Origin of the sequence: Gordonia sp. 135 (genome assembly GCF_009720185.1) — a bacterium.
GTDB lineage: Bacteria > Actinomycetota > Actinomycetes > Mycobacteriales > Mycobacteriaceae > Gordonia > Gordonia alkanivorans.
Genome location: NZ_CP046257.1, coordinates 2595712 through 2618003 on the forward strand (window position 1 = coordinate 2595712; position 22292 = coordinate 2618003).

Below are 22292 nucleotides of genomic sequence, written 5' to 3' on the forward strand. Positions count from 1 at the left end.
GAGCTCCTTAAATGTCACCGGACGCCCGTGCGGCGTCCCTGCGTGGCTTGAGTGTGAACCTAGTACGCGAGGCCAGCGCAAACAAAAGACCACCCACCGCCACGACGATCGCGAGGGCCTCGGGCCACATCCCGAGGCGGGTCGCGAGGGTCGTTCCGTTGTGCAGCGGGAGGGTGCTGGTCAGCACGTCCGAGGAGAAGACGCCGGATTGTTCGGTGATCGAGCCGTCGGCGTCGATGATCGCGCTCACACCGCTGGTCGCGGCGACGACCACAGCACGTCCGTGTTCGACGGCGCGCACCTGCGACATCGCCAGCTGCTGGTATGTCATCTCGGTGCGGCCGAAGGTCGCGTTGTTGGTGGGGACGAAAAGCATCTGCGCCCCGTCGCGGATCGACTGGCGCGCCGCACGGTCGAAGGCGACCTCCCAGCAGGTCGCGACTCCCACCGTGACCTCACCCGAGCGGCCGGGCACGTCCACGACGGTGGGACCGGTGCCCGGCTTGAAGTTGCCGGCCATGTCCGCATACGACGAGAAGAGACGGAAGAACGGGCGCCAGGGCAGGTATTCGCCGAACGGCTGCACGATGTGTTTGTCGTAGCGGTCGACAGGTCCCTTCGCGCCGTCCCAGACGAGCACCGAGTTCGTGGGGCGGCCGTCGGAGTTGCGGATCAGGGTGCCGACGAGGATCGGGGCGCCGACCGCCTCGGAGGCGGCGGTGATCTCCGCGGCGGCGTCGGCGTTGTCCAGCGGCGAGATGTCCGAGGCGTTCTCCGGCCACAGCACGAAATCGGGCGGGGCGGCGAGGCCGGCGTCGATCGCCTGGGCGTAGCCGATGGTGGTGCGCACATGGTTGTCGAGCACGGCACGACGCTGTGCGTTGAAGTCCAGGCCGAGTCGGGGCACGTTGCCCTGGACCGCCCCGATGTGCACCGACTCCGACGAGATGGTGCGGTCGATGGTGGCCGGTGTGAGGGCGATCGCCGCCACGGGTGCGAGCAGCGCGATGGCGACGGCGAGGGTCGCGACCCGCACGAAACCCGAGGGCTGGTCACCGTTGAGCGCCGCCGCCGATCGGGCGGATCGGCGATAGGCGGAGACCAGGATGATCAGCATCCAGGCGACCGACGCGCCGAACAACGCCACGCCGGCGGACAGCCCGGGGGCGCCCAGCACGGAGGCCAGTGGTAGCAGTGGGCCGTCGACTTGACTGAAAGCGGCTCTCCCCCAAGGGAACCCGCCGAACGGGAACGCCGATCGCAGGGCTTCGACGAGCACCCAGGAGACCATGAACCAGACCGGCGGGACCGGGAGTCGCATGGTCAGGGTGGCGATCGCGCCGAACAGGGCGAGGTACCCGGACAGCAGCACCGACAATGCGAGCCACGGCAGCGGCCCGACATAGACGCCGATCCACGGCAGCAGCGGGATGAAGAAGGCGAGCCCGAAGACGAAGCCGACCCATGCACCCGTGCGCACCCGCGGGCGCCGCACGTACAGGGCGGTGAACAGCACGCCGAGCCCGAAGACCGCGAGGAACCACCAGTTGCGGGGCGGGAAGGCCGCCCACATCGCCAGACCGGCGACGATCGCGGCCAGGGTGCGGAGACTCCAGTCCCAGGTCAGGGTGAAGCGACGCGAACGCGCCTCGGTCTCCTCGGCGGACGTCATCGTGTCGGTGGCGTTCACCCGACGGCCCGGTCGTACAGGACCTGTCCGCGGTGGACGGTCCGGACGCACCGCGGCAGTTCGGCTCCCGGGGAGACGTCCGGCAGGGCGGGCACACGGGAACGCGGGTCGGTGGACCAGCGCTGCACCTTCTCGTGGGAGCCGGCGACGACGAGGTCGTCGACCTCCCAGACGGCGTAGCTCGCTGGCGCCCCGGGTGTCAGGGTGCCGGTGAGACCGTCGTTGATGCCGCCGGCGCGCCAGCCGCCGCGGGTTGCCGCTGCGAAGGCGCCGCGTGCGGAGATCGCGTTGGTCGGCTGATGATGGTGCACGGCGGCCCGGATCGTCGACCAGGGATCGATCGGCGTGACCGGAGCGTCAGACGAGAACGAGAGTGCCACACCGGTTTTCGCGAGCATCGCGAAGTCGTTGAGCGTTGCGGCGCGGGCCTTGCCGAGTCGGGCGTCGTAGAGGTCGCCTTCGCCGCCCCATTCGGCGTCGAAGTGCGGTTGCATGCTGGCGATGACGCCGCAGCGCGCCAGGACCTCCGCGTCGCGGGCGGTGACCATCTCGGCGTGCTCGAGCCGGTGTGCGCAGCGGGCGATCGCCGGGGTGCCCAGCTCGTCGGCGAGTTCGGTGAGCGCGGCGACGACGGCACCGGTGGCGGCATCACCGATGACGTGGAAACCGGACTGGATACCGGCCAGTGTGCAGCCGCGGAGATGATCGCGGATCGTCTCCATGTCGAGGTAGCTGATGCCGCGGGTGTCCGGGGCGTCGGTGTACGGCTCGTTGAGCCACGCGGTGTGCGACCCGATCGCGCCGTCGATGAAGAGGTCGCCGCCGAGGGCGTGGGCGCGGGTGATGGTCATCAGCTCGGCCGCGTGGTCGGCGTCGGTGACGGTCTGTCCCCAGTAGCGGCGGATCTCGACGGGGTGGTCGAGGTCGGCGATGGCCAGGAAGTCGTCCATACCGCTGATGTCGGGGCCGCCGTTCTCGTGGACGGCGACGACACCGTGCGCGGCGGCCACGTCGAGCGCACGACGCTGCGCCCGTTCACGATGTGCGGCGGTGACGAGGAGGCGGGCCGCACCGCGGACGAGATGATGCGCCTCGGCGACAAGCGGCTCCTCCGGGTGGTAGCCGACGGCGCCCGCGAGTTCCGGGACGAGACGACGGAGTGCCGTCGAGGCGACCGCGGAGTGTTCGTCGACGCGGGCCAGGTACACCGGGCGGCCACCGACCACGGCGTCGAGTTCGCTGGTCGTCGGGAACCGGCCGTCCTCGGGTTCGGGGCCCTCCCAGGTCGAGTCGTCCCAGCCGAGACCCCAGAGCAGGTCGCCCTCGTCGTGGCCGGCGGCGGCGTCGTCGGCCACCGCCTTCCCGACGAGACGCAGGCAGTGCGTCCGGCTCGTCGCCTCGTTGAGGGTGAGACCGTCGAGCGAGAGACCGGTCGACGTGAGGTGCACGTGCGAGTCGACGAAACCCGGGCTGACGAAGAGCCCGTTCAGGTCGACGATCTCCGCATCCGGGTGGAGAGCCCGGCCGATGTCATCGGTACCGACCCACACCACCACCCCATCGGTGATGGCCATCGCGGTCGCGTCGGGGGCGGCCGCCGAGTACACGGCACCGCCGAGAAGCAGTTGGGTTGCCACGATCGTTCAGTCTGCCTTGCCGTGAGTGAATGTGGCCGGGAGGGGTCGGGCGGGGCGTGCCCAGGTCAGCGCGTGGGCGGCAGCTGCGGGGTGGTCATCGGTGTGGTTCCTGGGCCGAAGCCGGTTCCGGGGGTGTCGGACTCCACAACCACGCCGTCGACGACGGTCCCACCACCGGGGACGCCGCCACCGCGGATTCGGCTGCCGTAGACGCCGGTTGCGTACAGGCCCGCGCGGTCCATCGCGGTCGCCATCCGCTTCGCGCCCACGGCCACCACGACCGGGCGCAACACCTTGCGGGTCGGCGGGAACAGCAGCAGGATGCCGGCGAGAGTCGAGACGACACCCGGGATGACCAGCAGGATCGTCGAGGCGGCGACCAGCGCGGTGTCGGCCAGCGGCGCCCGTGCGTCGACCTCGTTGTTGGCGGCGCGGCGCAACTCGCCGAACACCTTGCGGCCCTGCCAGCGCAGCGTCAGGAACCCCAGGACGCCGGCCGCGATGCTGATCAGCACGGCCCAGCCGAACCCGAGCCATACCGCCATCGCCACGAAGGCGGCGATCTCCAGCAGCGCGTACACGGCGAAGTAGCGGAGTGCCATGGTCGTCTCACCTGTCTTTCGGTGCCTTGTGGGCACCCTCGACGTCAGGGTCTGGCAGGTTAACGAACGACGGGGCGATTTTTCTCCCGGGGTTCAGTCTTCGCCGCGGGCCTCGATGTCGCCCTCGGTCTGCAGGTAGACGTTGCGCAGCTGATCGAGGAGGTCGGCGGGCGGTTCGTGCCACATGTCACGTTCGACGGCTTCCAACAGTCGTTCGGCGATGCCGTGCAGTGCCCACGGGTTGGACTGCTGCATGAACTCCTGGTTGGTCTCGTCGAGGACGTAGGACTCGGTGAGCTTCTCGTACATCCAGTCGGCGACGACGTCGGTGGTGGCGTCGTAACCGAAGAGGTAGTCGACGGTCGCGGCCATCTCGAAGGCGCCCTTGTAGCCGTGGCGCTGCATCGCCGAGATCCAGCGCGGGTTGACGACTCTTGCGCGGAACACGCGGGCGGTCTCCTCCGAGAGCGTCCGGGTGCGAACGGAGTCGGGCCGGGTGCTGTCACCGATGTACGCCTCGGGTGCCGTTCCGGTGAGCGCGCGGACGGTCGCGACCATGCCGCCGTGGTACTGGAAGTAGTCGTCGGAGTCGGCGATGTCGTGTTCGCGGGTGTCGGTGTTCTTCGCGGCCACCGCGATCCGCTTGTAGGCCGCGCGCATGTCGTCGACCGCGGGCACGCCGTCGAGTCCGCGCCCGTAGGCGTAGCCGCCCCACTCGGTGTAGACCCGAGCCAAGTCCTCGTCGCTGCGCCAGTCGCGGGAGTCGATGAGCTGCAGGATCCCTGCGCCGTAGGTTCCGGGCTTGGAACCGAAGACCCGGGTGACGGCGCGGCGACGGTCGCCGTGATCGGCCATCGAGGCGCGGACGTGGGCGGCGACGAAGTTCTGGTCGTCGGGCTCGTCGGCTGAGGCGGCGAGGGCGACCGCGTCGTCGAGCATCGCCACCACGTGGGGGAAGGCGTCGCGGAAGAACCCGGAGATCCGGACCGTGACGTCGATACGCGGACGGCCCAGTTCGGCGAGGTCGATGAGTTCGAGATCGACGACGCGGCGTGACATCTCGTCCCACACCGGCATGACGCCGAGCAGTGCGAGGACCTCGGCGACGTCGTCACCGGACGTGCGCATCGCGCTGGTCCCCCACACCGACAGGCCGACCGACGCCGGGTGGTGGCCGTGGTCGGCGACATAGCGTTCCAGCAGTGAGTCGGCCATCGCGCGTCCGGTCTCCCACGCCAGCCGCGAAGGCACGGCCTTCGGGTCGACGGAGTAGAAGTTGCGGCCGGTCGGCAGCACGTTGATCAGTCCGCGCAGCGGAGAGCCACTGGGGCCGGCGGGGATGAAGCCGCCGTCGAGGGCGTGCAGCACGCGAGGCACCTCCCCCGTGGTCTGCCGCAGACGCGGGACGACTTCGCCGGCGGCGAAACGCAGGACGTCGGCGACCGCGTCGGGCAATCCGGCGGTGGCCTCGGCGACGGCAGCCTCCGACCAGTCGTCCTTGGCACATGCGGCGACGAGTTCACGGGCCTGCGCCTCGACGGTGTCGACGGTCCCGCGTTCGGCGGTGCCGTCCTCGACAAGGCCCAGTGCCTCACGGAGTCCGGGCAACGCCGACGTTCCGCCCCACAGCTGACGGGCGCGCAGCATCGCGAGGACGAGGTCGACCTCGGCGTCGTCGCGGGGGGCCTCGCCGAGGACGTGGAGGCCGTCGCGGATCTGGACGTCCTTGATCTCGCACAGCCAGCCGTCGACGTGCAGGAGCATGTCGTCGAAGACCTCTTCGTCCGGGCGTTCGGTCAGTCCGAGGTCGTGGTCCATCTTCGCCGCGGTGAGCAGCGTCCAGATCTGCTGGCGGATCGCCGGAAGCTTCGCCGGGTCGAGGGCGGAGATGTTCGCGTGTTCGTCGAGCAGCTGCTCGAGGCGGGCGATGTCGCCGTAGGACTCGGCGCGCGCCATCGGCGGGATCAGGTGATCGACGAGCACCGCGTGGGCCCGGCGCTTGGCCTGGGTCCCCTCCCCCGGGTCGTTGACGAGGAACGGGTAGATGAGCGGGAGATCGCCCAGGGCGGCGTCGGTTCCGCAGTTGGCGGACATGCCGAGGTTCTTGCCCGGCAGCCATTCGAGGTTGCCGTGCTTTCCGACGTGCACGATCGCGTCCGCACCGAAACCGGCCTGCCCCGTTGCGTGTCGGGCGGCGATCCACCGGTACGACGCCAGATAGTGATGCGACGGCGGCAGGTCGGGGTCGTGGTAGATCGCCACCGGGTTCTCGCCGAACCCGCGCGGCGGCTGCACCATGATCGCGATGTTGCCGAAAGTCAGTGCAGCGATGACGATGTCGCCGTCGGGATTGTTCGACCGGTCGACGAACAGCTCGCCGGGTGCCTCGCCCCAGTGTTCGACGACGCCGTTGCGCAGTTCTTCCGGCAGCGTCTCGAACCAGTCGCGGTACTCCGCGGCGGGCAGGCGGATCGGGTTGGCGGCGAGGGTTTCCTCGGTCAGCCAATCCGGGTCCTGACCGCCCGTCGCGATGATCTCGTGGATCAGCGCATCCGAATCGTCTTCTGCCAAACCGGGTATCGCACCGGGACCGGATTCCGGTCCGATGTCGTAACCGGCCGCGCGCAGGGCCGAGAGCAGACGCAGCAGACTCCGAGGGGTGTCGAGGCCGACGGCGTTGCCGATGCGGGCGTGCTTCGTGGGATACGCCGACAGCATGACGGCGATGCGCTTGTCGGCGGCCGGAATTCGGCGCAGCTGTGCATGCGACACCGCGATGCCCGCCACGCGGGCGCAGCGCTCGGGATCCGGCCGATACCAGGGAAGGCCGTCGTCGTCGAATTCCTTGAAGGAGAACGGGACGGTGATGATCCGGCCGTCGAACTCCGGCACCGCCACCTGCGTTGCGACATCGAGCGGTGAGAGACCGTCGTCGCTCGCCTCCCAGTCCGCCCGGGAACCCGTGAGGCACAGGCCCTGCAGGATCGGGATGTCGAGTGCGGCAAGCTGTTCGATGTTCCACGCCTCGTCGTCGCCGCCGGCCGATGCGGTCGCCGGGGTCGCGCCGCCGGCCGCCAGGACCGTGACCACGAGAGCGTCGACCGTGCCGAGCAGCTCGATCAGGTCGTCGGGAGCGGTACGCAGGGACGCACAGAAGATCGGCAGCGCCCGGGCGCCTCGCTCCTCGATGGCGCTGCAGAGCGCGTCGATGTAGCGGGTGTTCCCGGCGAGGTGCTGGGCGCGGTAATAGAGCACCGCGATGGTCGGTGCATCGGAATTCTCCCGCTGCGCGCGCTCCAGGATTCCCCACGCCGGGGTCTGCTGCGGCGGCTCGAAGCCGTATCCGGTGAACAGCACGGTGTCGGAGAGGAAATGATGCAGGTTGACGATGTTCGCGACGCCGCCGGCGGCGAGGTAGTCGTGGGCCTGGGCGGCCACACCGGCCGGCACCGTCGAATGGGCCATCAGGTCCGGGTCCGGTTGCTGCTCGCCGGAACACACCACCAGCGGTTTGCCGGTCGCCTCGACCGCGGCGAGTCCCTCTTCCCAGGCACGCGTTCCACCGAGGATGCGGACGACGATCAGGTCGGCGTCGGCGGCCAGTGCCGGGATCTCGTCGATGAGCAGTCGTGCGGGATTCGCGCCGCGGAACCCCACTTCCGGGTTCGCCTCGCCGGCGGCCGCCGCGGTCAGCAGATCGGTGTCCGAGGTCGAGAACAGCAGGATCATCGTGTCTCCTCGCCGGGTTGTCGCGCCCGGAGTGTCGGGTGTGTGCGAGGGACTGGTCTGGCTGGGGCACCGGCGTCTACCGGGACCCTTCACAGTGGCGCGACCGCGCCGGAATCTCACCGGCTTCAGCCCGCTCGCGGTTGGGTCTCAGCCTACGGCGACCGGTCGGCGGAGTCGTCACCTGGTCCGGTCGTAGGCTGGTGGGATGACTGAAGCGGCTGAACCCGCTCCCGGCACGGCGATCCGGGAATCCGCGGATCGTTGCCCCGGCGTGTTCAGCACGCACGAGGCGCAGGACGGCGCACTGGCCCGGATCCGGCTTCCCGGAGGCCGGATCCGCGCTGATCAGCTCACCACCCTCGCCCAGGCTGCGGCTGCTCACGCCGACGGCTTCCTCGAGCTCACCGCGCGCGGGAACCTGCAGCTGCGCGGGATCGCCGACGTCGAGGCCGTGGCCGACGCCGTGGTGAGCGCCGGCCTCGCGCCCAGCTCGTCGCACGACAAGGTCCGGAACATCGAGGTCAGCCCGCTGACCGGCCGCATCGGCGGTGTCATCGACGCAGGTCCGCTGACAGCGGCACTCGACGACGCGCTGCGCGCCGATCCCGCGGCCACCTCGATCTCGGGACGCTTCCTGTTCGGGGTCGACGACGGTCGCGGCGACATCCGGCGCCGAGGCGCCGACGCGTGTGCCGTGGCGCGCTCGGCCGAACCTGTGGTCGCCGACATCCTGGTCGGCGGCGTCGCGGTCGGATCGGTCGGAGGGGTGCCCGGGATCGTCGAGGCACTCATCTCGGTGGCCGCCGGTCTGAACGCGGTGGCGCCCGGCGCCTGGCGCGTCCGCGATCTCGGCGCCGAGGACCGCTACCGCCTGGAGCGGCTCGTCGCCGAGAACCTGGCCCCCACCGTCGAATCCGACGAAGACGACGTAGCGGCCCCGGTGGAGCCGATCGTGGGCTGGTTCGACCAGGACGACGGATCGGTGCTGCTCGGCTCGGTCGTCGAACTCGGCCGCCTGCCCGCGCGCCTCGCCGAGTTCATCGGCGCGGTGGAGTCGCCGGTGGTCTTCACCCCGGACCGGGAGATCCTGATCTGTGACCTCGGTGAAGGCGTTGCCGAGACCGTGGTGCGGGTGCTCGCACCGATGGGCCTGATCTTCGACGCGAACTCGCCGTGGGCACGGCTCAGCTGTTGTGTGGGCGCCCCGGGCTGCGGATCGGCCAACGCCCCGGTGCGCGAGGACCTGCTCGCCCATGTCGAGGCCGGCCTCCCGGTAGGCGATCGCGAACACTGGGTGGGGTGCGAGCGTCGCTGCGGCTCCCCCGCCGGTACACACCTGTCGGTGCAGGCCACGCCCGACGGCGGGTACGACCGGCGTCGCCGCTAGGCTCGTGCGCATCATGACCGAGTACCTGCGCGACGGCGCCGCGATCTACCGCCAGTCCTTTGCGACGATTCGGGCCGAGTCGGACTTGTCCGCCTTCGGCTCCGACGTGTCGACCGTGGTCGTCCGGATGATCCACGCCTGCGGACAGACCGATCTCACACGCGACGTCATCGCGACACCCGGCGTCGTACGCGCGGCCCGCGGGGCACTCGAGGCCGGAGCACCGATCCTCTGCGACGCGTCGATGGTGGCGTCCGGCATCACCCGCAAGCGTCTGCCCGCCGACAACGAGGTGCTGTGCCATCTCTCCGAACCGGGTCTCCCCGCTCTGGCCGAGGAGATGGGCACCACGAGAACCGCTGCTGCCCTGCAGTTCTGGTTGCCACGCCTCGAGGGCGCGGTCGTCGCGATCGGCAATGCCCCGACCGCGTTGTTCGCCCTGCTCGACATGATCGACGAGGGCGCACCCCGCCCGGCCGCGATCGTCGGCGCGCCCGTCGGTTTCGTCGGCGCCGCGGAGTCGTGCGAGGCCCTCGCTGCCCGCACCGATCTCGAGTTCATCACCGTCACCGGTCGTCGTGGTGGGTCGGCGATCACCGCCGCCGCCGTCAACGCGCTCGCCACCCCTCAGGAGTGAATGTGCCTGCAGTCAACGATGATCAGCGGCCCGGCAAGCTCTGGGGAATCGGCCTCGGGCCCGGCGACAGCGAACTGATGACGGTCAAGGCCGCGCGGGTGATCAGCACCGCCGACGTGGTCGCGTATCACTGTGCGCGCCACGGCAACAGCATCGCGCGGTCGGTCGCCGAACCCTATCTGCGCGAAGACCAGACCGAAGAGCGTCTCATGTACCCGGTCACCACCGAGACCACCGACCATCCCGGCGGGTATCAGGGTGCACTCGACGACTTCTACGCCGAGAGCGCGGAACGGCTCGCCGTCCACCTGCGCGCGGGCCGGGACGTCGTCCTTCTCGCCGAGGGTGATCCGCTCTTCTACAGCTCCTACATGCACATGCACAAGCGGCTGTCCCCGCACTTCGATGCGGAGATCGTGCCGGGTGTGACGTCGGTGAGCGCGGCGTCGGCGGCCACCGGTGTTCCGCTGGTGGAGGGCGACGAGACCTTGACGGTCGTCCCGGGTACGGCATCGACGGAAGAGCTGCTGTTCCGCTTCCGTTCGGCCGACGCCATCGTGGTGATGAAACTGGGCCGCACCTTCGAACGGGTGCGGGAGGCGTTGCGCGAGGCCGGCCGCCTCGACGAGGCCTTCTACGTCGAACGGGCGTCGACCACCGTCGAGCGTGTGCTGCCGGCGGCGGAGGTGAATCCGGCTGAGGTGCCGTACTTCTCGATCCTCGTGGTTCCCGGCCGACGGAACAACCCGCGCTTCGAGCCGGAACCGGTACCGGGCGAACTGGTGGTCGTCGGTCTCGGACCGGGTCACGACAGCTGGACGACACCCGAAGTCCGCGCGGAACTCGCCACCGCGACCGACCTCGTCGGGTACACAACCTACCTCAAGCGGGTGACCCCGAGACCGGGCCAGCGCGTCCATGCGAGCGACAACCGGGTCGAGTCCGAGCGTGCCGAGTTCGCTCTCGATCTCGCCCGACGCGGAGCGCGCGTGGCGGTCGTGTCGTCGGGCGATCCGGGCGTATTCGCGATGGCGGCCGCGGTGACCGAGGTGGCCGCCGAACCGCAGTGGCATGACGTTCGGGTGCGCGTGGTTCCGGGGATCACTGCGGCGACCGCCGTCGCGGCGGCCGTCGGTGCGCCGCTCGGTCACGACTTCGCGGTGATCTCGCTGTCCGACCGGCTCAAGCCGTGGTCGGTGATCGAGCGCCGCATCCGTGCCGCCTTGGCCGCCGACCTGGTCATCGCGATCTACAATCCGGGTTCGGCCAGCCGGTCGTGGCAGGTCGGGGCCCTCAAACACACGCTGCTGCAGACGGTCTCATCCGACCGGGTCGTCGTCCTCGGTCGCGATGTGGGCGGTCCGGAGCAGTCACTGACCACGACGACCGTGGCCGGCCTCGACCCCGAAGTGGTCGACATGCGCACGTTGCTCATCATCGGTTCGTCGGCGACCCGAGCGGTGTCCCGCGCCGGGGGTCCGCTGGTGTTCACCCCGCGCCGGCACACTCCCACCGAGGAACCGGAACAGGTCTCAGCCGAGCAGCCGCTCGAGCCAAGCCTGGGCGGCAGCAACCTCTGACACCGCCGGGACGTCGGGCTCGATCGGACGGTCGACGACGATCACGTCGATCCCCATCGTCGCGGCGGCGTCGAGTTTCGCCTTCGTCAGCGATCCCCCGCTGTTCTTGGTGACCAGCAGGTCGATCCGATTCTCGCGCAGGAGTGCAAGCTCGGAGTCGTAGTCGTAGGGCCCGCGTGACCGCAGAATTTCGTGGTGCGCAGGGAGTTCCGCGGTCGGCGGATCGACGACCCGGATCAGGAACCAGACGTCGTCGATGCCGGCGAACTCGCCGACGTCCTGGCGACCCGTGGTCAGCAACACCCGGTTGCCGCGGTGCCGTACCTCGTCGGCAGCGGTGGCGAGATCCGGTACGCGGATCCAGCGGTCGGCGTCGGACGGGACCCAGGGTTCACGACGCAGCCGGAGCAGCGGCACCCCCGCTTCCGACGCGGCCTGCGCCGCGTTCCGGGTGATGGTCGCCGCAAACGGATGCGTGGCGTCGATGACGGCCTGAATCCGGTTGCTGAGCAGCCACTCCCGCAGGCCGTCGACTCCTCCGAAGCCGCCGATGCGGACCGGGCCCACCGGGAGGCGCGGATTGTCCACGCGGCCCGCGAGTGAACTGATGACCGACCTCCCGGTCTCGGTCAGGGACGCCGCCAGTGCTCGTGCCTCCCCGGTGCCGCCGAGGATGAGGATCTGTTCATCGGTCATGGGTGCGGTGTCTCGCGGAGTTTCGTCATTCGCGCGTGGGAGTACAGGTAACTGTCGGTGACCTCGGGATCCGTCATGGCGTCGAGCACGCGACCGACGAAGATGATCGCGGTCTTGCGGATGTCGGCGGCGTCCAGGGTCTCCGGTAGACGGCTCAGTGCACAGCGCACCACCTGCTGGTTCGGTCGGCTCGCGAAAGCGACGGTCGCCGTGGGACATTCCGATCCGTAGTGCGGTGCGAGCGCCTCGACGATCTGTCCGGCACGGTGTGCGGCGAGATGGAGGGCGAGTGTCACACCGGTTGCGGCGAGGTTCGCCAGGTCCTCGCCGTGGGGCATGTCGGTCGACAGCGTCGACACCCGAGTGATGAGCAGGCTCTGCCCCACTCCGGGGACGGTGAGTTCGGTGTCGAGAGCAGCGGCCGCGGCGGCGAACGCGGGTACCCCGGGCACGATCTCGTACGGAATGCCCCGTGCACGCAGTTCGCGTTGCTGCTCTGCCAATGCCGAGTAGATCGAGAGGTCACCGGAGTGGAGACGGGCGACGTCGTGTCCGCGTTCGTGGGCGGCGACGATGTGATCGACGATGTCGGGCAACGGCATTCGCGCCGTGTCGACGAGGACGGCGTCGTCGGGGCACAACTCGAGCATGTCGCCGGGTACCAGTGACCCGGCATACAGGCAGGTGCGGCACTCCCCCAGCAGCCGAGCGCCACGCAGCGTGATCAGGTCGGGAGCGCCGGGCCCGGCGCCGATGAAATAGACGGTCATGTCGTCGATCCCGCCTTGTCTGCTGTGTCGTCTCTGGTTGCGGCCCACTGGACGATCGGCAGCGCGGGCCGCCAGGTGCTCATCGTCCCCAGGGGTGCGACTGTTTCCACGGACAGGCGCCGAAGGGTGCCGCCGCGTTCCGCATGCCAGCGGACCAGGATCTCCTGGTTCTCCACGGTGACGGCGTTGACGACGATCCGTCCGGACGGTCGCAGTGCGTTCCACGCGGAGGTGAGGACCTTCTCGTCGAGGCCGCCGCCGATGAACACCGCGTCGGGAGGCGGTGCGTCGGAAAGGGCTTCGGGTGCGGCGCCGCGCAGCGTCAGGCGATGACCGACGCCGTGCCGGCGAGCGTTGGCGGTGAGCCGCTCCGCCCGGTCCGCGTTCTGCTCGAAGGCGACCGCCCGTCCCCGGTCGTCGGCGCGCAACCATTCGATGGCCACACTTCCGGATCCTGAGCCGATGTCCCAGAGGAGCTGCGCCCCGGCCGGTTCGAGAGCGGCGACAGTGATCGCGCGGATCGTGGACTTGGTGATCTGGCCGTCGTGGTCGTAGGTGTCGTCGTCGCGGCCGGGCATCCGGCTGCGACGTGGTCCGACGCAGTCGACGGCCACGATGTTGAGCGGGTCCACGGGTGAAGGTGCCCAGGATTCCGCGGTCGAGGAACGGATGCGCTCGTCCGGTCCACCGAGCTGTTCGAGGACAGTCATCGACGAATCGCCGAATCCGTTCTGCGAGAGCAGTTCTGCCACGGAAGCGGGTGTCATCTCGTTCCGACTGAGAACGAGGAGACGTCCGCCGCCGGTGACCTCGGTGAGGACCACCTCGGGGTCGGCGGTGACGGCACTGACGATCCTGGTCGTCGCAAGGTCCCAGCCGAGACGCGCGCACGCCAGACTCGCGCTGGACACCGTGGGGACGACCCGCACTTGATCGGGCCCGACCCGCGCGACGATGCTGGCGCCGACGCCGTGGAACATCGGATCGCCGCTGGCGAGGATGTGTACACGGCCGGTGGCGTTCTCGAGGACTTCGGCGAGATGCGACGACATCGGCGAGCGCCACACCTCACGCGTGCCGGTGAGCTCGTGCCCGGCGTCGTCGAGGAGTGCGAGTTGCCTTCTCGCCCCGTAGATCACGTGGGCACCACGCAGTTCGTCGCGTGCGGCGTCGCCGAGACCGCGCCAACCATCGGCGCCGATGCCGACGACCACGAAGCGCGGCGGAACACCCGAATTCGACGGTGTGGAACTCATCGGGGCAGTCTCCGCCACACCGCGCGAGGGAGCAGACGCATGCCGAAGAACATCGGGCGCAACACCGACGGGATCCAAACCTCACCACGCCCCTTGCGATACGCGCGGGCGACGGCATCGGCGACCTGGTCCGGAGTCTTCGAGAACGGTGCGGGTTTCACCCCGGACTCCATCAGTTCCTTGGTCATCGCGCCGATCACGAAACCGGGTCGGGCGAGGAGCAGCCGGACGCCGGTGCCGTGCAGCGAATCCGCCATACCGCTGGCGAAGCCGTCGAGCCCGGCCTTGGTGGAGCCGTAGACGAAGTTGGCCCGGCGCACGCGGATCCCTGCGACCGAGGAGAAGACAATCATCGTGCCGGACCCCTGTGCGCGCAGGGCGGCGGCAAGCGGTATCAGCACACTGACCTGGGCGTAGTAGTCCGTGTGCGCGATCTGCAGGGCATGCGCGACATCGGCTTCCGCGCGCGTCTGGTCACCGAGGATCCCGAACGCGACGATCGCGATACCGATCGGGCCGAAGTCGTCGAGCAGGGACGCGATCAGCCCGGGGTGGGTGTCGGTGTCGTCGGCATCGAAGCCGACGGTGTGTACGGCGGTCGCGCCCGCCTCGAGAAGCAGTGCGGTCTGATCGGCGAGGTCGTCGGGCCGACGGGCCGCGAGGACCACCGTCCGCCCGTCGGCCAAACGCTGAGCGGTGGCCACACCGATCTCACTGCGGCCGCCGAACAGGACCAGCGAACCCGCAGATGTCTCAGACGCCATGCACAGCAGTATCGCACCAGCCCCGACACGTCGAAGTCACCCCACCGGCGCTAGCGTGGCAGACATGTCACGTACCGCTGCCGACATCGGCCCCGCCGCACTCGAGTTCCTGACCGAACGCCATCTCGGCACCCTCACGACGCTGCGGGCCGATGGGACACCGCATTCGGTGGCCGTGGGCTTCACCTGGGACCCCGAAGCCGGGCTGGCGCGGGTGATCACCTTCGACGGCAGCCAGAAGGTGCGCAACGTCGAGCGCGGCGGCTACGCGGCGGTGACGAACGTCGACGGTCCCCGCTGGCTCACCCTCGAGGGTCCGGCGCGGGTCAGCCGCGAACCGGAACGCGTGCACGAGGCGGAGCAGCGCTACGCACAGCGGTACCGGCAGCCGAAGCCCAACCCTCGACGTGTGGTCATCGAGATCAGCGTGTCCCGGGTGCTCGGGTCGGCGTCGTTGCTGGGGTAGCTACAGCTGCACCAGCTGGTGCGGGCGGTTGTTGAAGGACTCGCAGCCGTCCTCGGTGACCACGACGATGTCCTCGATGCGGGCACCCCAGCGGCCGGAGAAGTACACCCCGGGCTCCACGCTGAAGGCCATGCCGGGGCGCAGGGTGATGTCGTTGCCGTTCACGATGTAGGGCTCCTCGTGGACCGAGAGGCCGATGCCGTGTCCGGTGCGGTGGATGAACGCCTCGGCGAGGCCGCGTTCGCGGAGCAGGTCGCGGGCGGCTGCGTCGATGGAGGCGGCGGTGACTCCGGGACGTACGGCGGCGACTGCAGTCCGCTGCGCCTCGTGCAGGGCGGCGTACGCGTCGGCGACGTCGGCGGCGGGCGGTTCGAAACAGTAGGTGCGGGTCGAGTCGGAGTTGTAACCGGGTTCGACCGGTCCGCCGATGTCGATGACGACGATGTCGGACCGTTCGATGACCCGGTCGGAGAACTCGTGATGCGGGTCGGCGCCGTTGGGTCCGGAACCGACGATGATGAACGCGGCCTCGGTGTGGCCCTCCTCGAGGATCGCCGCCGCGATGTCGTCGGAGACCTCCCGCTCGGTGCGTCCGGGCTTGAGCCATTCACCCATCCGGGCATGGACGCGGTCGATGGCCGCGCCGGCACGACGCAGGGCCTCGATCTCCGCGTCGTCCTTGAGCATTCGGAGTTCGCGCAGCACTGCGGTGGCGAGTTGCGGTGTGGCGCCGGTGTGCCGGGCCAGCGGGATCACGTGCAGGGCGGGCATCGAATCCGACACCGCGATGGTCGGATTCGACGGCAGACCGGAGAGCGCGAGACCGTGCGCGTCGTCGCCGTCGACCCAGTCGGCCACCTCGATGCCGAGGTCGCCGACGGCTGAGGCGGACAGCGACGGCACCTCGAGGCGCGCGATGACGAGTTTCGGGTCCCCCGCTGCGGGGATGACGAGTGCGGTGAGGCGTTCGAAGGTGTCGGCGCGCGAACCCACGAGATATCGCAGGTCGGGACCGGGCGCCAGCACCAGCGCGTCGAGGCCGGCGTCGCGGGTGAGTTCCGCGGCGCGTCGCATGCGTTCGCGGTACACCTCGGGATCGAACAGCGGTGCCGCCGGGCCGGCGGTGGTCGATGTGGCAGCCATGGTCGAAGACTACCGCCGGGTGTGCGGGTCGTGGTGACGCGGCGACACCGTCAATGCGAGAGTGTGGAGGTGACGGATTCGTTGATGCTGCTCGACGGTGCGAGCCTGTGGTTCCGGTCGTTCTACGCCCTGCCCGAGAAGATGACCAGCCCCGACGGGCGACCGGTCAACGCGGTCCGGGGATTCATCGACACGATCGCGAATCTCGTGACACGCGAACACCCGACGCGGCTCGTCGTGTGCCTCGACCTCGACTGGCGTCCCGAGTTCCGTACCGCCCTCATCCCGACGTACAAGGCGCACCGCGTCGCGGTCGAGGACGGTGCGACCGACGCCACGGGCACGGAGACCATCGACGTCGAAGAAGTGCCCGACACGCTGACGCCGCAGGTCGACATGATCATGGATGTCCTTGCCGCCGCGGGGATCGCGACCTCGGGGGCGGTCGGCTGCGAGGCCGACGATGTCATCGGAACACTCGCCTGGGAGGAGGCGGAGCATCCGGTGGTCGTCGTCAGCGGTGACCGCGATCTGCTGCAGGTGGTCTCCGATGATCCGGTCCCGGTGCGGGTGCTCTACGTCGGGCGCGGACTGGCGAAGGCGGAGATGATGGGGCCGGTCGAGGTCGGGGAGAAGTACGGCGTACCCGCCGATCGCGCCGGGATCGGCTACGCGGAGATGTCGATGCTGCGCGGCGACCCGTCGGACGGCCTCCCCGGTGTACCGGGCATCGGCGAGAAGACCGCGGCGAAACTGATCAGCGAATACGGCAGCCTGGACGCGCTCGAAGCGGCTGCCCGGGACTCGTCGTCGAAGGTCCCGACGCGGGCACGCAAGGCGCTGCTCGCCGCCGAGGACTACCTGGAGGCGGCCCGCACCGTCGTCTCGGTGCGCACCGACGCGGAGACCATCGACAGCGGCCCGGATCTGCTGCCGTCGGAACCGGCCGACCCCGAGGCCCTGGCCGCGCTCGTCGAGGAGCTGGGCATCGGGGCGTCGGTGGGTCGGTTGTCGAAGGCGCTGGGCTGGCCCAAGGCCTGATCAGCGCGGTCTCGTGTCAGCTGGGACGCGAGACCTCGTAGCGACCCTCGTCGTCGATGAAGGTGACGGTGACCTGCTGGTCCTGTCCGCCGACGGTCACCGAGCAGGTGAACGACGACCCCTCCTTGACGCGCTGGCCGGACGGGCACTTCACATTGCTGACATCGCTGGCCTGATAGTCCTCGGTGAGGATCTGCTGCACGCCGTCCTGGGCTGCCTGCTGGTCGAGGTTCTTCGGGGCCCAGCCGGGGGCGACGAAGGCGGTGATGAGGATGATCGCGGCGATCACGATCAGCGCACCGCCACCGGCGAACAGCAGCGTCCGAAGCGTCTTGTTCGACTTGGGCGTCGCCATGCCGCTGAACTGGTCGGGTCCGCCGAACTGGTTCTGGCCGTAGGCGCCCGGGGTCTGCTGCGGCTGACTGTAGGGCTGCTGACCGTACTGGCCGGGCGCACCGTACTGACCGGCACCGTACTGTCCGGCACCGTACTGTGCGGGGTCGGGCTGCTGACCGTAGGGCTGCGCGGGTCCGCCGTAGTTGGGCGCACCCTGGTTCGGGGCACCGTAGGCGGGCTGACCACCGGGTTGCCCGTACTGGCCGGGCTGCGCCCCGGGGTACCCGACCTGTGTCGGCTGGTTCTGGGCCGGCTGGCCCGGTGCCTGCGCTCCGGGCGCGTATCCGGGAGCCTGCTGGTAGGGGTTCTGCCGGTAGGGATTCGCCTGGAACGGATCCTGCTGGGGCTGTCCGTAACCGGGGTTGGGCGCCATCGTCGTGGGGTCGGCCTGCGAGCCGCCCTCCTGGGAACCGCCCGTGTTCACGATCTCGGTCTTGTCGCCGGAGCCGGGCTGGCCCTGCTGGGGCTGGGACGGATTCGGGTTGTTCGGGTCGGTCATGAGTCCCCTCCCACTCGGCTCCCACCTCGACGAGGTGTCGGCGAACTGTGACGTCACGCGACAGTGCCGGGACATCCCTCCCTGACACCGAATGCGGGATGAACGTTACCTCAGGCACACACGACAATCAGGCAACCTCGAGCAGGGTGGCCCGCAGCGTCGTCTGGTGAACCGACGGGCTCAACCGAGTTCGGCGGCCACCACTCCCCGGCGGATCGCCTTGACCGCGGATCGTGCGGTGCCGCCCAGGCGGGTGTCGGTGCCGACGCAGAGCCGGATCTGTTCCAGGAGGTCGATGACCTGACGATTCCACCGGACGAAGTCGCCAGGTGAGAGCAGCTGACCGCGTTCGCCCGCGAGGAGCAGTGCCTCGCTGAGCGATCGGCCCGACGCCCAGGTCGCCACCGCGAGCGAGAAACCGGTGTCCGGCTCCCGGGTGGGACTGACCCGGTGGCGCGACTCGACCGCCGTCACCTTCGACCAGATGTCCACGGTCGCGGCCATCGCAGTACGCAGCGAGGTGCTGCCGGGCAGCGCATCGACCCCGCCGTAGCTGTCGCGACGGCTCTCGTAGACGAGTGCGGCGACGACGGCGGCCAGGTCGGCCGGCGAGAGGTCGTCCCACACGCCCGCGCGAATGCACTCGGTCACCACGAGATCGCTCTCGCTGTAGATGCGGGCCAGCAGCTTGCCCGACTCGGTCACCCGCATGTTGTGGCCGGTCGATTCGGAGGCCTCGCGGACGCGTTCGACGTACCCGAGCTCGCTGAGGACACCGACGATGTGGTCGAAGGTGACACCGAGCGTCGAGGTTCGCTCACCGATGCTGCGTTCGGCGGTGACGATGTCGCGCAGCAGACGGTTGCGCTTCTCGGCGAGACGGAACAGCTCGTCGCCGTTCGGGATCTGATGCGCGGGATGGGCACGCAGCGTGCGACGCATCTGGGCCAGCTCTGGGTCATCGGCGGCGTCGGCGCGCTTCTTGGAGCGCCCCCGGGGCATCTCTATCCCGGTCGACCGCAGTGCAGACGCGAGGTCGCGGCGGCCGCGTCCGGTCCGGCGGTCGGCGTTCTTCGGCAACCGCATGTTGCCGAGGACCTCGGGCGGATTGACGAAGTCACGCAGCCCGATACGTCCGCACCAGGCGTCCTCGGTGACCACCAGCGGCTTGGGATCTGCTGCCTGGGTGGCCGGTTCGACGATCACCGCGAGACCCCGGTGGCGTCCGACGGGCACCCCGATGACGTGACCCCGTTTGAGCGCGGCCAGGTCGGCGACGATTGCATCCTCGGTGTTGATCCGCTTGCGGTACTTCAGGTCTCGTTCTCGACGGCGGATCTCCTCGCGGAGCGTGACGTAGCCGAGGAACCCGGCGTACGCCTCGGTCTCGCCCGCTGCCGGTGCCCCGGTGGCGTCGACTCCCCCGGGTTCCAGACCCCGGGCCTCGGCGGCGCGGGCCAGCTCGCCGTCGAGCTTGCGCAGCGCCCGCTGCGATTCGTGGAGCTTGCGGGCCAGCCCGACCACCGAGCGGTCGGCCTGGAACTGGGCGAACGATCGGTGCAGGAGTTCACGGGCCCCGTCGAGACCGAGCCGGCCGAGCAGGTTGACCGCCATGTTGTATTCCGGCGAGAAGGAGCTACGAAGCGGGAAGGTGCGGGCACCCGCGAGTCCGGCGACCTCCTCGGGGACGACCTCGGGTGTCCACACCACGACGGCATGGCCCTCGACGTCGATCCCGCGGCGTCCGGCGCGGCCGGTCAGCTGGGTGAACTCGCCGGGGGTGAGGTCGACGTGCGACTCGCCGTTGTACTTCACCAGACGTTCGAGGACCACCGACCGGGCCGGCATGTTGATCCCGAGAGCCAGTGTCTCCGTGGCGAACACCATGCGGACGAGCCCACGGACGAAAAGCTCCTCGACGGCGTGGCGGAAGGTCGGGAGCATCCCGGCGTGATGCGAAGCCAGGCCTCGGCGGAGACCTTCGCGCCACTCCTGCACGCCCAGCACGTCGGCGTCGCTGGGCGAGAGTTCGGTGAGGCGCCGGTCGACGACGGCGTCGACCTCGGCGGCCTCCTCGGGTGTCAGCAGCGCGATACCCGACCGCAGACACTGAGCCAGGGCGGCGTCGCAACCGGCACGGGAGAAGATGAACCCGATCGCGGGCAGCAGACCCTCACGGTCGAGGCGACCGACGAGATTCGGGCGCGAGAGCAGTGGACCCCGGCCGTCGCGTCGGCGCGGCTGTCCCCCGCCACCTCCCCGGCCTCGGCCCCGGGACGAATCACGCTCGTCCTCGGCGAGCAGGATGCGGTGACGGATGTGCCGCTTGAGTTCGGGATTGACCCGCGGACGCGACCCCTTCCGGTCCGCGGGATCGCGATCGGCCGGGTCGAAGAGGTCGAACATCCGTTGGCCGACCAGCATGTGCTGAGACAGCGGGACCGGCCGGTGCTCGTCGACGATGACGGAGGTGTCGCCACGGACGGTCTGGATCCACTCGCCGAACTCCTCGGCGTTGCTGACGGTCGCGGACAGGCTCACCACACGCACGGACGGCTCGAGGTGCAGGATCACCTCTTCCCAGACCGCTCCGCGGAAGCGATCGGCGAGGAAGTGCACCTCGTCCATCACCACATGCGACAGCCCGTCGAGCGCGCGGGATTCGGCGTAGATCATGTTGCGCACGACCTCGGTCGTCATCACGACGATCGGCGCATCCGGGTTGATGGAGCTGTCGCCGGTGAGCAGTCCGACCGACTCATGGCCGTGAACGGCGGCGAGGTCGGCATATTTCTGGTTGCTCAGCGCCTTGATCGGGGTCGTGTAGAAGCACTTGGTCCCGCCGGCGAGAGCGAGGTGGACCGCGAATTCGCCGACGATGGTCTTGCCCGCGCCGGTCGGTGCGCAGACCAGCACGCCGTGACCGGCTTCAAGAGCCTCGCAGGCACGGCGCTGGAACGGATCGAGTCCGAAGTCCAGCCGCGACGTGAACGCGTCGAGTTGACTCACAGGACGTCGTCGAATGTCTCGTGTGCCCGTGTCGAGGTCCGGGTGGCGTTCGAGGTGCCCGCGGCCGAGGTCGCGACCGGCGACGGCGACGAGACCGGGCGGGTCGGAGGCAGCGGGCTGGCCTCGTCATCGGAGAGTCCGGCCCAGCTCGGTGCCCGCCTGCCGCGTCGTTTGTCGGCGATGCGCGCGAACTGGATGGAGAACTCCAGCAGCACGGTCAGCGCGCAGGCCAGGGCCAGCATGGTGAACGGGTCCTGGCCCGGGGTGACGATGGCGGCGAACACGAAGACCGCGAAGATCAGGCCGCGGCGCCACTTCTTGAGCCGGTCGTAGGTCAGGACACCGACGAGATTGAGCGCGATGATCAGCAGGGGCAATTCGAAGCTGACACCGAAGATGACCAGGACGTTGATCATGAACCCGAAGTACTGGTCACCGGCGAGGGCGGTGACCTGGACCTCGTTGCCGACGGTCAACAGGAAGTCGAAGGCCTTCGCCACCACCAGATAAGCCAGAACCGCGCCGGCGACGAAGAGCGTGGTCGCGACGGTGACGAAGGCTATGCCGTAGCGGCGTTCGTTCTGATGCAGGCCGGGGGTGATGAACTGCCAGGTCTGATAGATCCACACCGGGCATGCCAGGACCACACCGGCGGTGAGCGCGACCTTGAGTCGCAGCATGAACTGGTCGAACGGGCCGGTCGCGAGGAGACGGCAGGAATCGTCGGCGGTCAGCGTCGCACGGGCCGAGGGCGGCAGGTCGCAGTACGGTCCGCGCAGCATGTCGCCGAGCGACGGGATGCCCAGGAAGCCGTGGCTGTACCAGATGAACCCGAGAATCGTGGTGGCCACGATCGCCAACAGCGAGATGACCATGCGGGTGCGCAACTCATAGAGATGCTCGACCAACGACATCGTGCCGTCGGGATTGAGTTTGCGCTTGCGGTGTCGGGGGTCGAAGGGGATGCGCACTCGGATTCTCCGACGCGCC

General features: G+C 69.5%; 17 protein-coding genes. 5 read left to right on the plus strand and 12 right to left on the minus strand.

Translation table 11 applies throughout. The features are described 5' to 3' along the window. Window positions 1–7 precede the first annotated feature (7 nt). The 4 genes from lnt to cobN all read right to left on the minus strand — a co-directional run bounded on the left by lnt (window position 8) and on the right by cobN (window position 7778). The gene (gene lnt / locus GKZ92_RS11670; RefSeq protein WP_035751606.1) at window positions 8–1690 is read right to left on the minus strand and encodes an apolipoprotein N-acyltransferase; all 1683 of its coding nucleotides are present in this window, start codon (window positions 1688–1690) and stop codon (window positions 8–10) included. Beyond that, window positions 1687–3327, minus strand: a complete 1641-nt coding sequence (locus tag GKZ92_RS11675; RefSeq protein ID WP_035751605.1) for an amidohydrolase — start codon at window positions 3325–3327, stop codon at window positions 1687–1689. Before GKZ92_RS11675 ends, lnt begins: the two co-directional genes overlap by 4 nt. Window positions 3328–3392: 65 nt before the next feature. Then, window positions 3393–3929, minus strand: a complete 537-nt coding sequence (locus tag GKZ92_RS11680; RefSeq protein WP_006360377.1) for an FxsA family protein — start codon at window positions 3927–3929, stop codon at window positions 3393–3395. A gap of 93 nt (window positions 3930–4022) precedes the next feature. After that, window positions 4023–7778 (minus strand): cobaltochelatase subunit CobN, encoded by a 3756-nt coding sequence (cobN, locus tag GKZ92_RS11685; protein WP_442903302.1) that lies wholly within the window; start codon window positions 7776–7778, stop codon window positions 4023–4025. A gap of 85 nt (window positions 7779–7863) precedes the next feature. Between cobN and GKZ92_RS11690 the strand changes: the two genes are divergently transcribed. From GKZ92_RS11690 to GKZ92_RS11700, 3 genes are read left to right on the plus strand one after another with little or no spacing between them, the layout of a single operon-like run. Next, entirely contained in the window at window positions 7864–9045 is a 1182-nt protein-coding gene (locus GKZ92_RS11690; protein ID WP_155225301.1) for a nitrite/sulfite reductase, read from the plus strand. 13 nt (window positions 9046–9058) lie between these two features. Then, a complete protein-coding gene (locus GKZ92_RS11695; protein ID WP_035751714.1) occupies window positions 9059–9682 on the plus strand; it encodes a precorrin-8X methylmutase in 624 nt (207 codons plus the stop codon). A gap of 2 nt (window positions 9683–9684) precedes the next feature. Continuing rightward, the gene (locus GKZ92_RS11700) at window positions 9685–11262 is read left to right on the plus strand and encodes a precorrin-2 C(20)-methyltransferase (protein ID WP_035751601.1); all 1578 of its coding nucleotides are present in this window, start codon (window positions 9685–9687) and stop codon (window positions 11260–11262) included. Here GKZ92_RS11700 and GKZ92_RS11705 read toward each other — a convergent pair. The 4 genes from GKZ92_RS11705 to GKZ92_RS11720 are packed head-to-tail and all read right to left on the minus strand — an operon-like array spanning window position 11215 to window position 14748. Beyond that, window positions 11215–11958 carry a cobalt-precorrin-6A reductase gene (locus GKZ92_RS11705; RefSeq protein WP_006360382.1) on the minus strand — a complete coding sequence of 248 codons (744 nt, stop codon included), beginning with the start codon at window positions 11956–11958 and terminating at the stop codon, window positions 11215–11217. The two genes, GKZ92_RS11700 and GKZ92_RS11705, sit on opposite strands and share 48 nt — an antisense overlap. Next, window positions 11955–12728: a precorrin-4 C(11)-methyltransferase gene (gene cobM, locus GKZ92_RS11710; RefSeq protein WP_006360383.1), complete on the minus strand. Its 774-nt coding sequence runs from the start codon at window positions 12726–12728 to the stop codon at window positions 11955–11957. Before cobM ends, GKZ92_RS11705 begins: the two co-directional genes overlap by 4 nt. After that, window positions 12725–13984, minus strand: coding sequence for a bifunctional cobalt-precorrin-7 (C(5))-methyltransferase/cobalt-precorrin-6B (C(15))-methyltransferase (locus tag GKZ92_RS11715; protein ID WP_006360384.1), 1260 nt, complete (start codon window positions 13982–13984; stop codon window positions 12725–12727). The genes cobM and GKZ92_RS11715 overlap by 4 nt, the downstream gene beginning before the upstream one ends. Then, complete coding sequence (locus tag GKZ92_RS11720; RefSeq protein WP_006360385.1) at window positions 13981–14748, minus strand: SDR family NAD(P)-dependent oxidoreductase; 768 nt, start codon at window positions 14746–14748, stop codon at window positions 13981–13983. Before GKZ92_RS11720 ends, GKZ92_RS11715 begins: the two co-directional genes overlap by 4 nt. A gap of 64 nt (window positions 14749–14812) precedes the next feature. Between GKZ92_RS11720 and GKZ92_RS11725 the strand changes: the two genes are divergently transcribed. Then, entirely contained in the window at window positions 14813–15214 is a 402-nt protein-coding gene (locus GKZ92_RS11725) for a PPOX class F420-dependent oxidoreductase (RefSeq protein WP_035751598.1), read from the plus strand. Here the strand turns inward: GKZ92_RS11725 and GKZ92_RS11730 are convergent, their stop codons facing one another. Then, window positions 15215–16357: a M24 family metallopeptidase gene (locus GKZ92_RS11730; protein ID WP_006360387.1), complete on the minus strand. Its 1143-nt coding sequence runs from the start codon at window positions 16355–16357 to the stop codon at window positions 15215–15217. An 84-nt stretch (window positions 16358–16441) separates the two neighbouring features. Between GKZ92_RS11730 and GKZ92_RS11735 the strand changes: the two genes are divergently transcribed. Beyond that, the gene (locus tag GKZ92_RS11735) at window positions 16442–17398 is read left to right on the plus strand and encodes a 5'-3' exonuclease (protein ID WP_006360388.1); all 957 of its coding nucleotides are present in this window, start codon (window positions 16442–16444) and stop codon (window positions 17396–17398) included. 16 nt (window positions 17399–17414) lie between these two features. Here GKZ92_RS11735 and GKZ92_RS11740 read toward each other — a convergent pair whose 3' ends face one another. From GKZ92_RS11740 to tatC, 3 genes are all read right to left on the minus strand, one after another. Further along, window positions 17415–18293 (minus strand): DUF4333 domain-containing protein, encoded by an 879-nt coding sequence (locus GKZ92_RS11740; protein WP_006360389.1) that lies wholly within the window; start codon window positions 18291–18293, stop codon window positions 17415–17417. Between the two features lie 180 nt (window positions 18294–18473). Beyond that, window positions 18474–21302, minus strand: coding sequence for a DEAD/DEAH box helicase (locus GKZ92_RS11745; RefSeq protein ID WP_006360390.1), 2829 nt, complete (start codon window positions 21300–21302; stop codon window positions 18474–18476). Continuing rightward, a complete protein-coding gene (gene tatC, locus GKZ92_RS11750; protein ID WP_006360391.1) occupies window positions 21299–22273 on the minus strand; it encodes a twin-arginine translocase subunit TatC in 975 nt (324 codons plus the stop codon). Before tatC ends, GKZ92_RS11745 begins: the two co-directional genes overlap by 4 nt. Window positions 22274–22292 lie beyond the last annotated feature (19 nt).

Bases quoted from the DNA above. Each gene is read 5' to 3' on its own strand.
- GKZ92_RS11680 (WP_006360377.1), bottom strand. From the start codon at position 3,929: ATGGCACTCCGCTACTTCGCCGTGTACGCGCTGCTGGAGATCGCCGCC.
- GKZ92_RS11690 (WP_155225301.1), top strand. From the start codon at position 7,864: ATGACTGAAGCGGCTGAACCCGCTCCCGGCACGGCGATCCGGGAATCC.
- GKZ92_RS11695 (WP_035751714.1), top strand. From the start codon at position 9,059: ATGACCGAGTACCTGCGCGACGGCGCCGCGATCTACCGCCAGTCCTTT.
- GKZ92_RS11705 (WP_006360382.1), bottom strand. From the start codon at position 11,958: ATGACCGATGAACAGATCCTCATCCTCGGCGGCACCGGGGAGGCACGA.
- cobM (WP_006360383.1), bottom strand. From the start codon at position 12,728: ATGACCGTCTATTTCATCGGCGCCGGGCCCGGCGCTCCCGACCTGATC.
- GKZ92_RS11715 (WP_006360384.1), bottom strand. From the start codon at position 13,984: ATGAGTTCCACACCGTCGAATTCGGGTGTTCCGCCGCGCTTCGTGGTC.
- GKZ92_RS11720 (WP_006360385.1), bottom strand. From the start codon at position 14,748: ATGGCGTCTGAGACATCTGCGGGTTCGCTGGTCCTGTTCGGCGGCCGC.
- GKZ92_RS11725 (WP_035751598.1), top strand. From the start codon at position 14,813: ATGTCACGTACCGCTGCCGACATCGGCCCCGCCGCACTCGAGTTCCTG.
- GKZ92_RS11730 (WP_006360387.1), bottom strand. From the start codon at position 16,357: ATGGCTGCCACATCGACCACCGCCGGCCCGGCGGCACCGCTGTTCGAT.
- GKZ92_RS11735 (WP_006360388.1), top strand. From the start codon at position 16,442: ATGCTGCTCGACGGTGCGAGCCTGTGGTTCCGGTCGTTCTACGCCCTG.
- GKZ92_RS11740 (WP_006360389.1), bottom strand. From the start codon at position 18,293: ATGACCGACCCGAACAACCCGAATCCGTCCCAGCCCCAGCAGGGCCAG.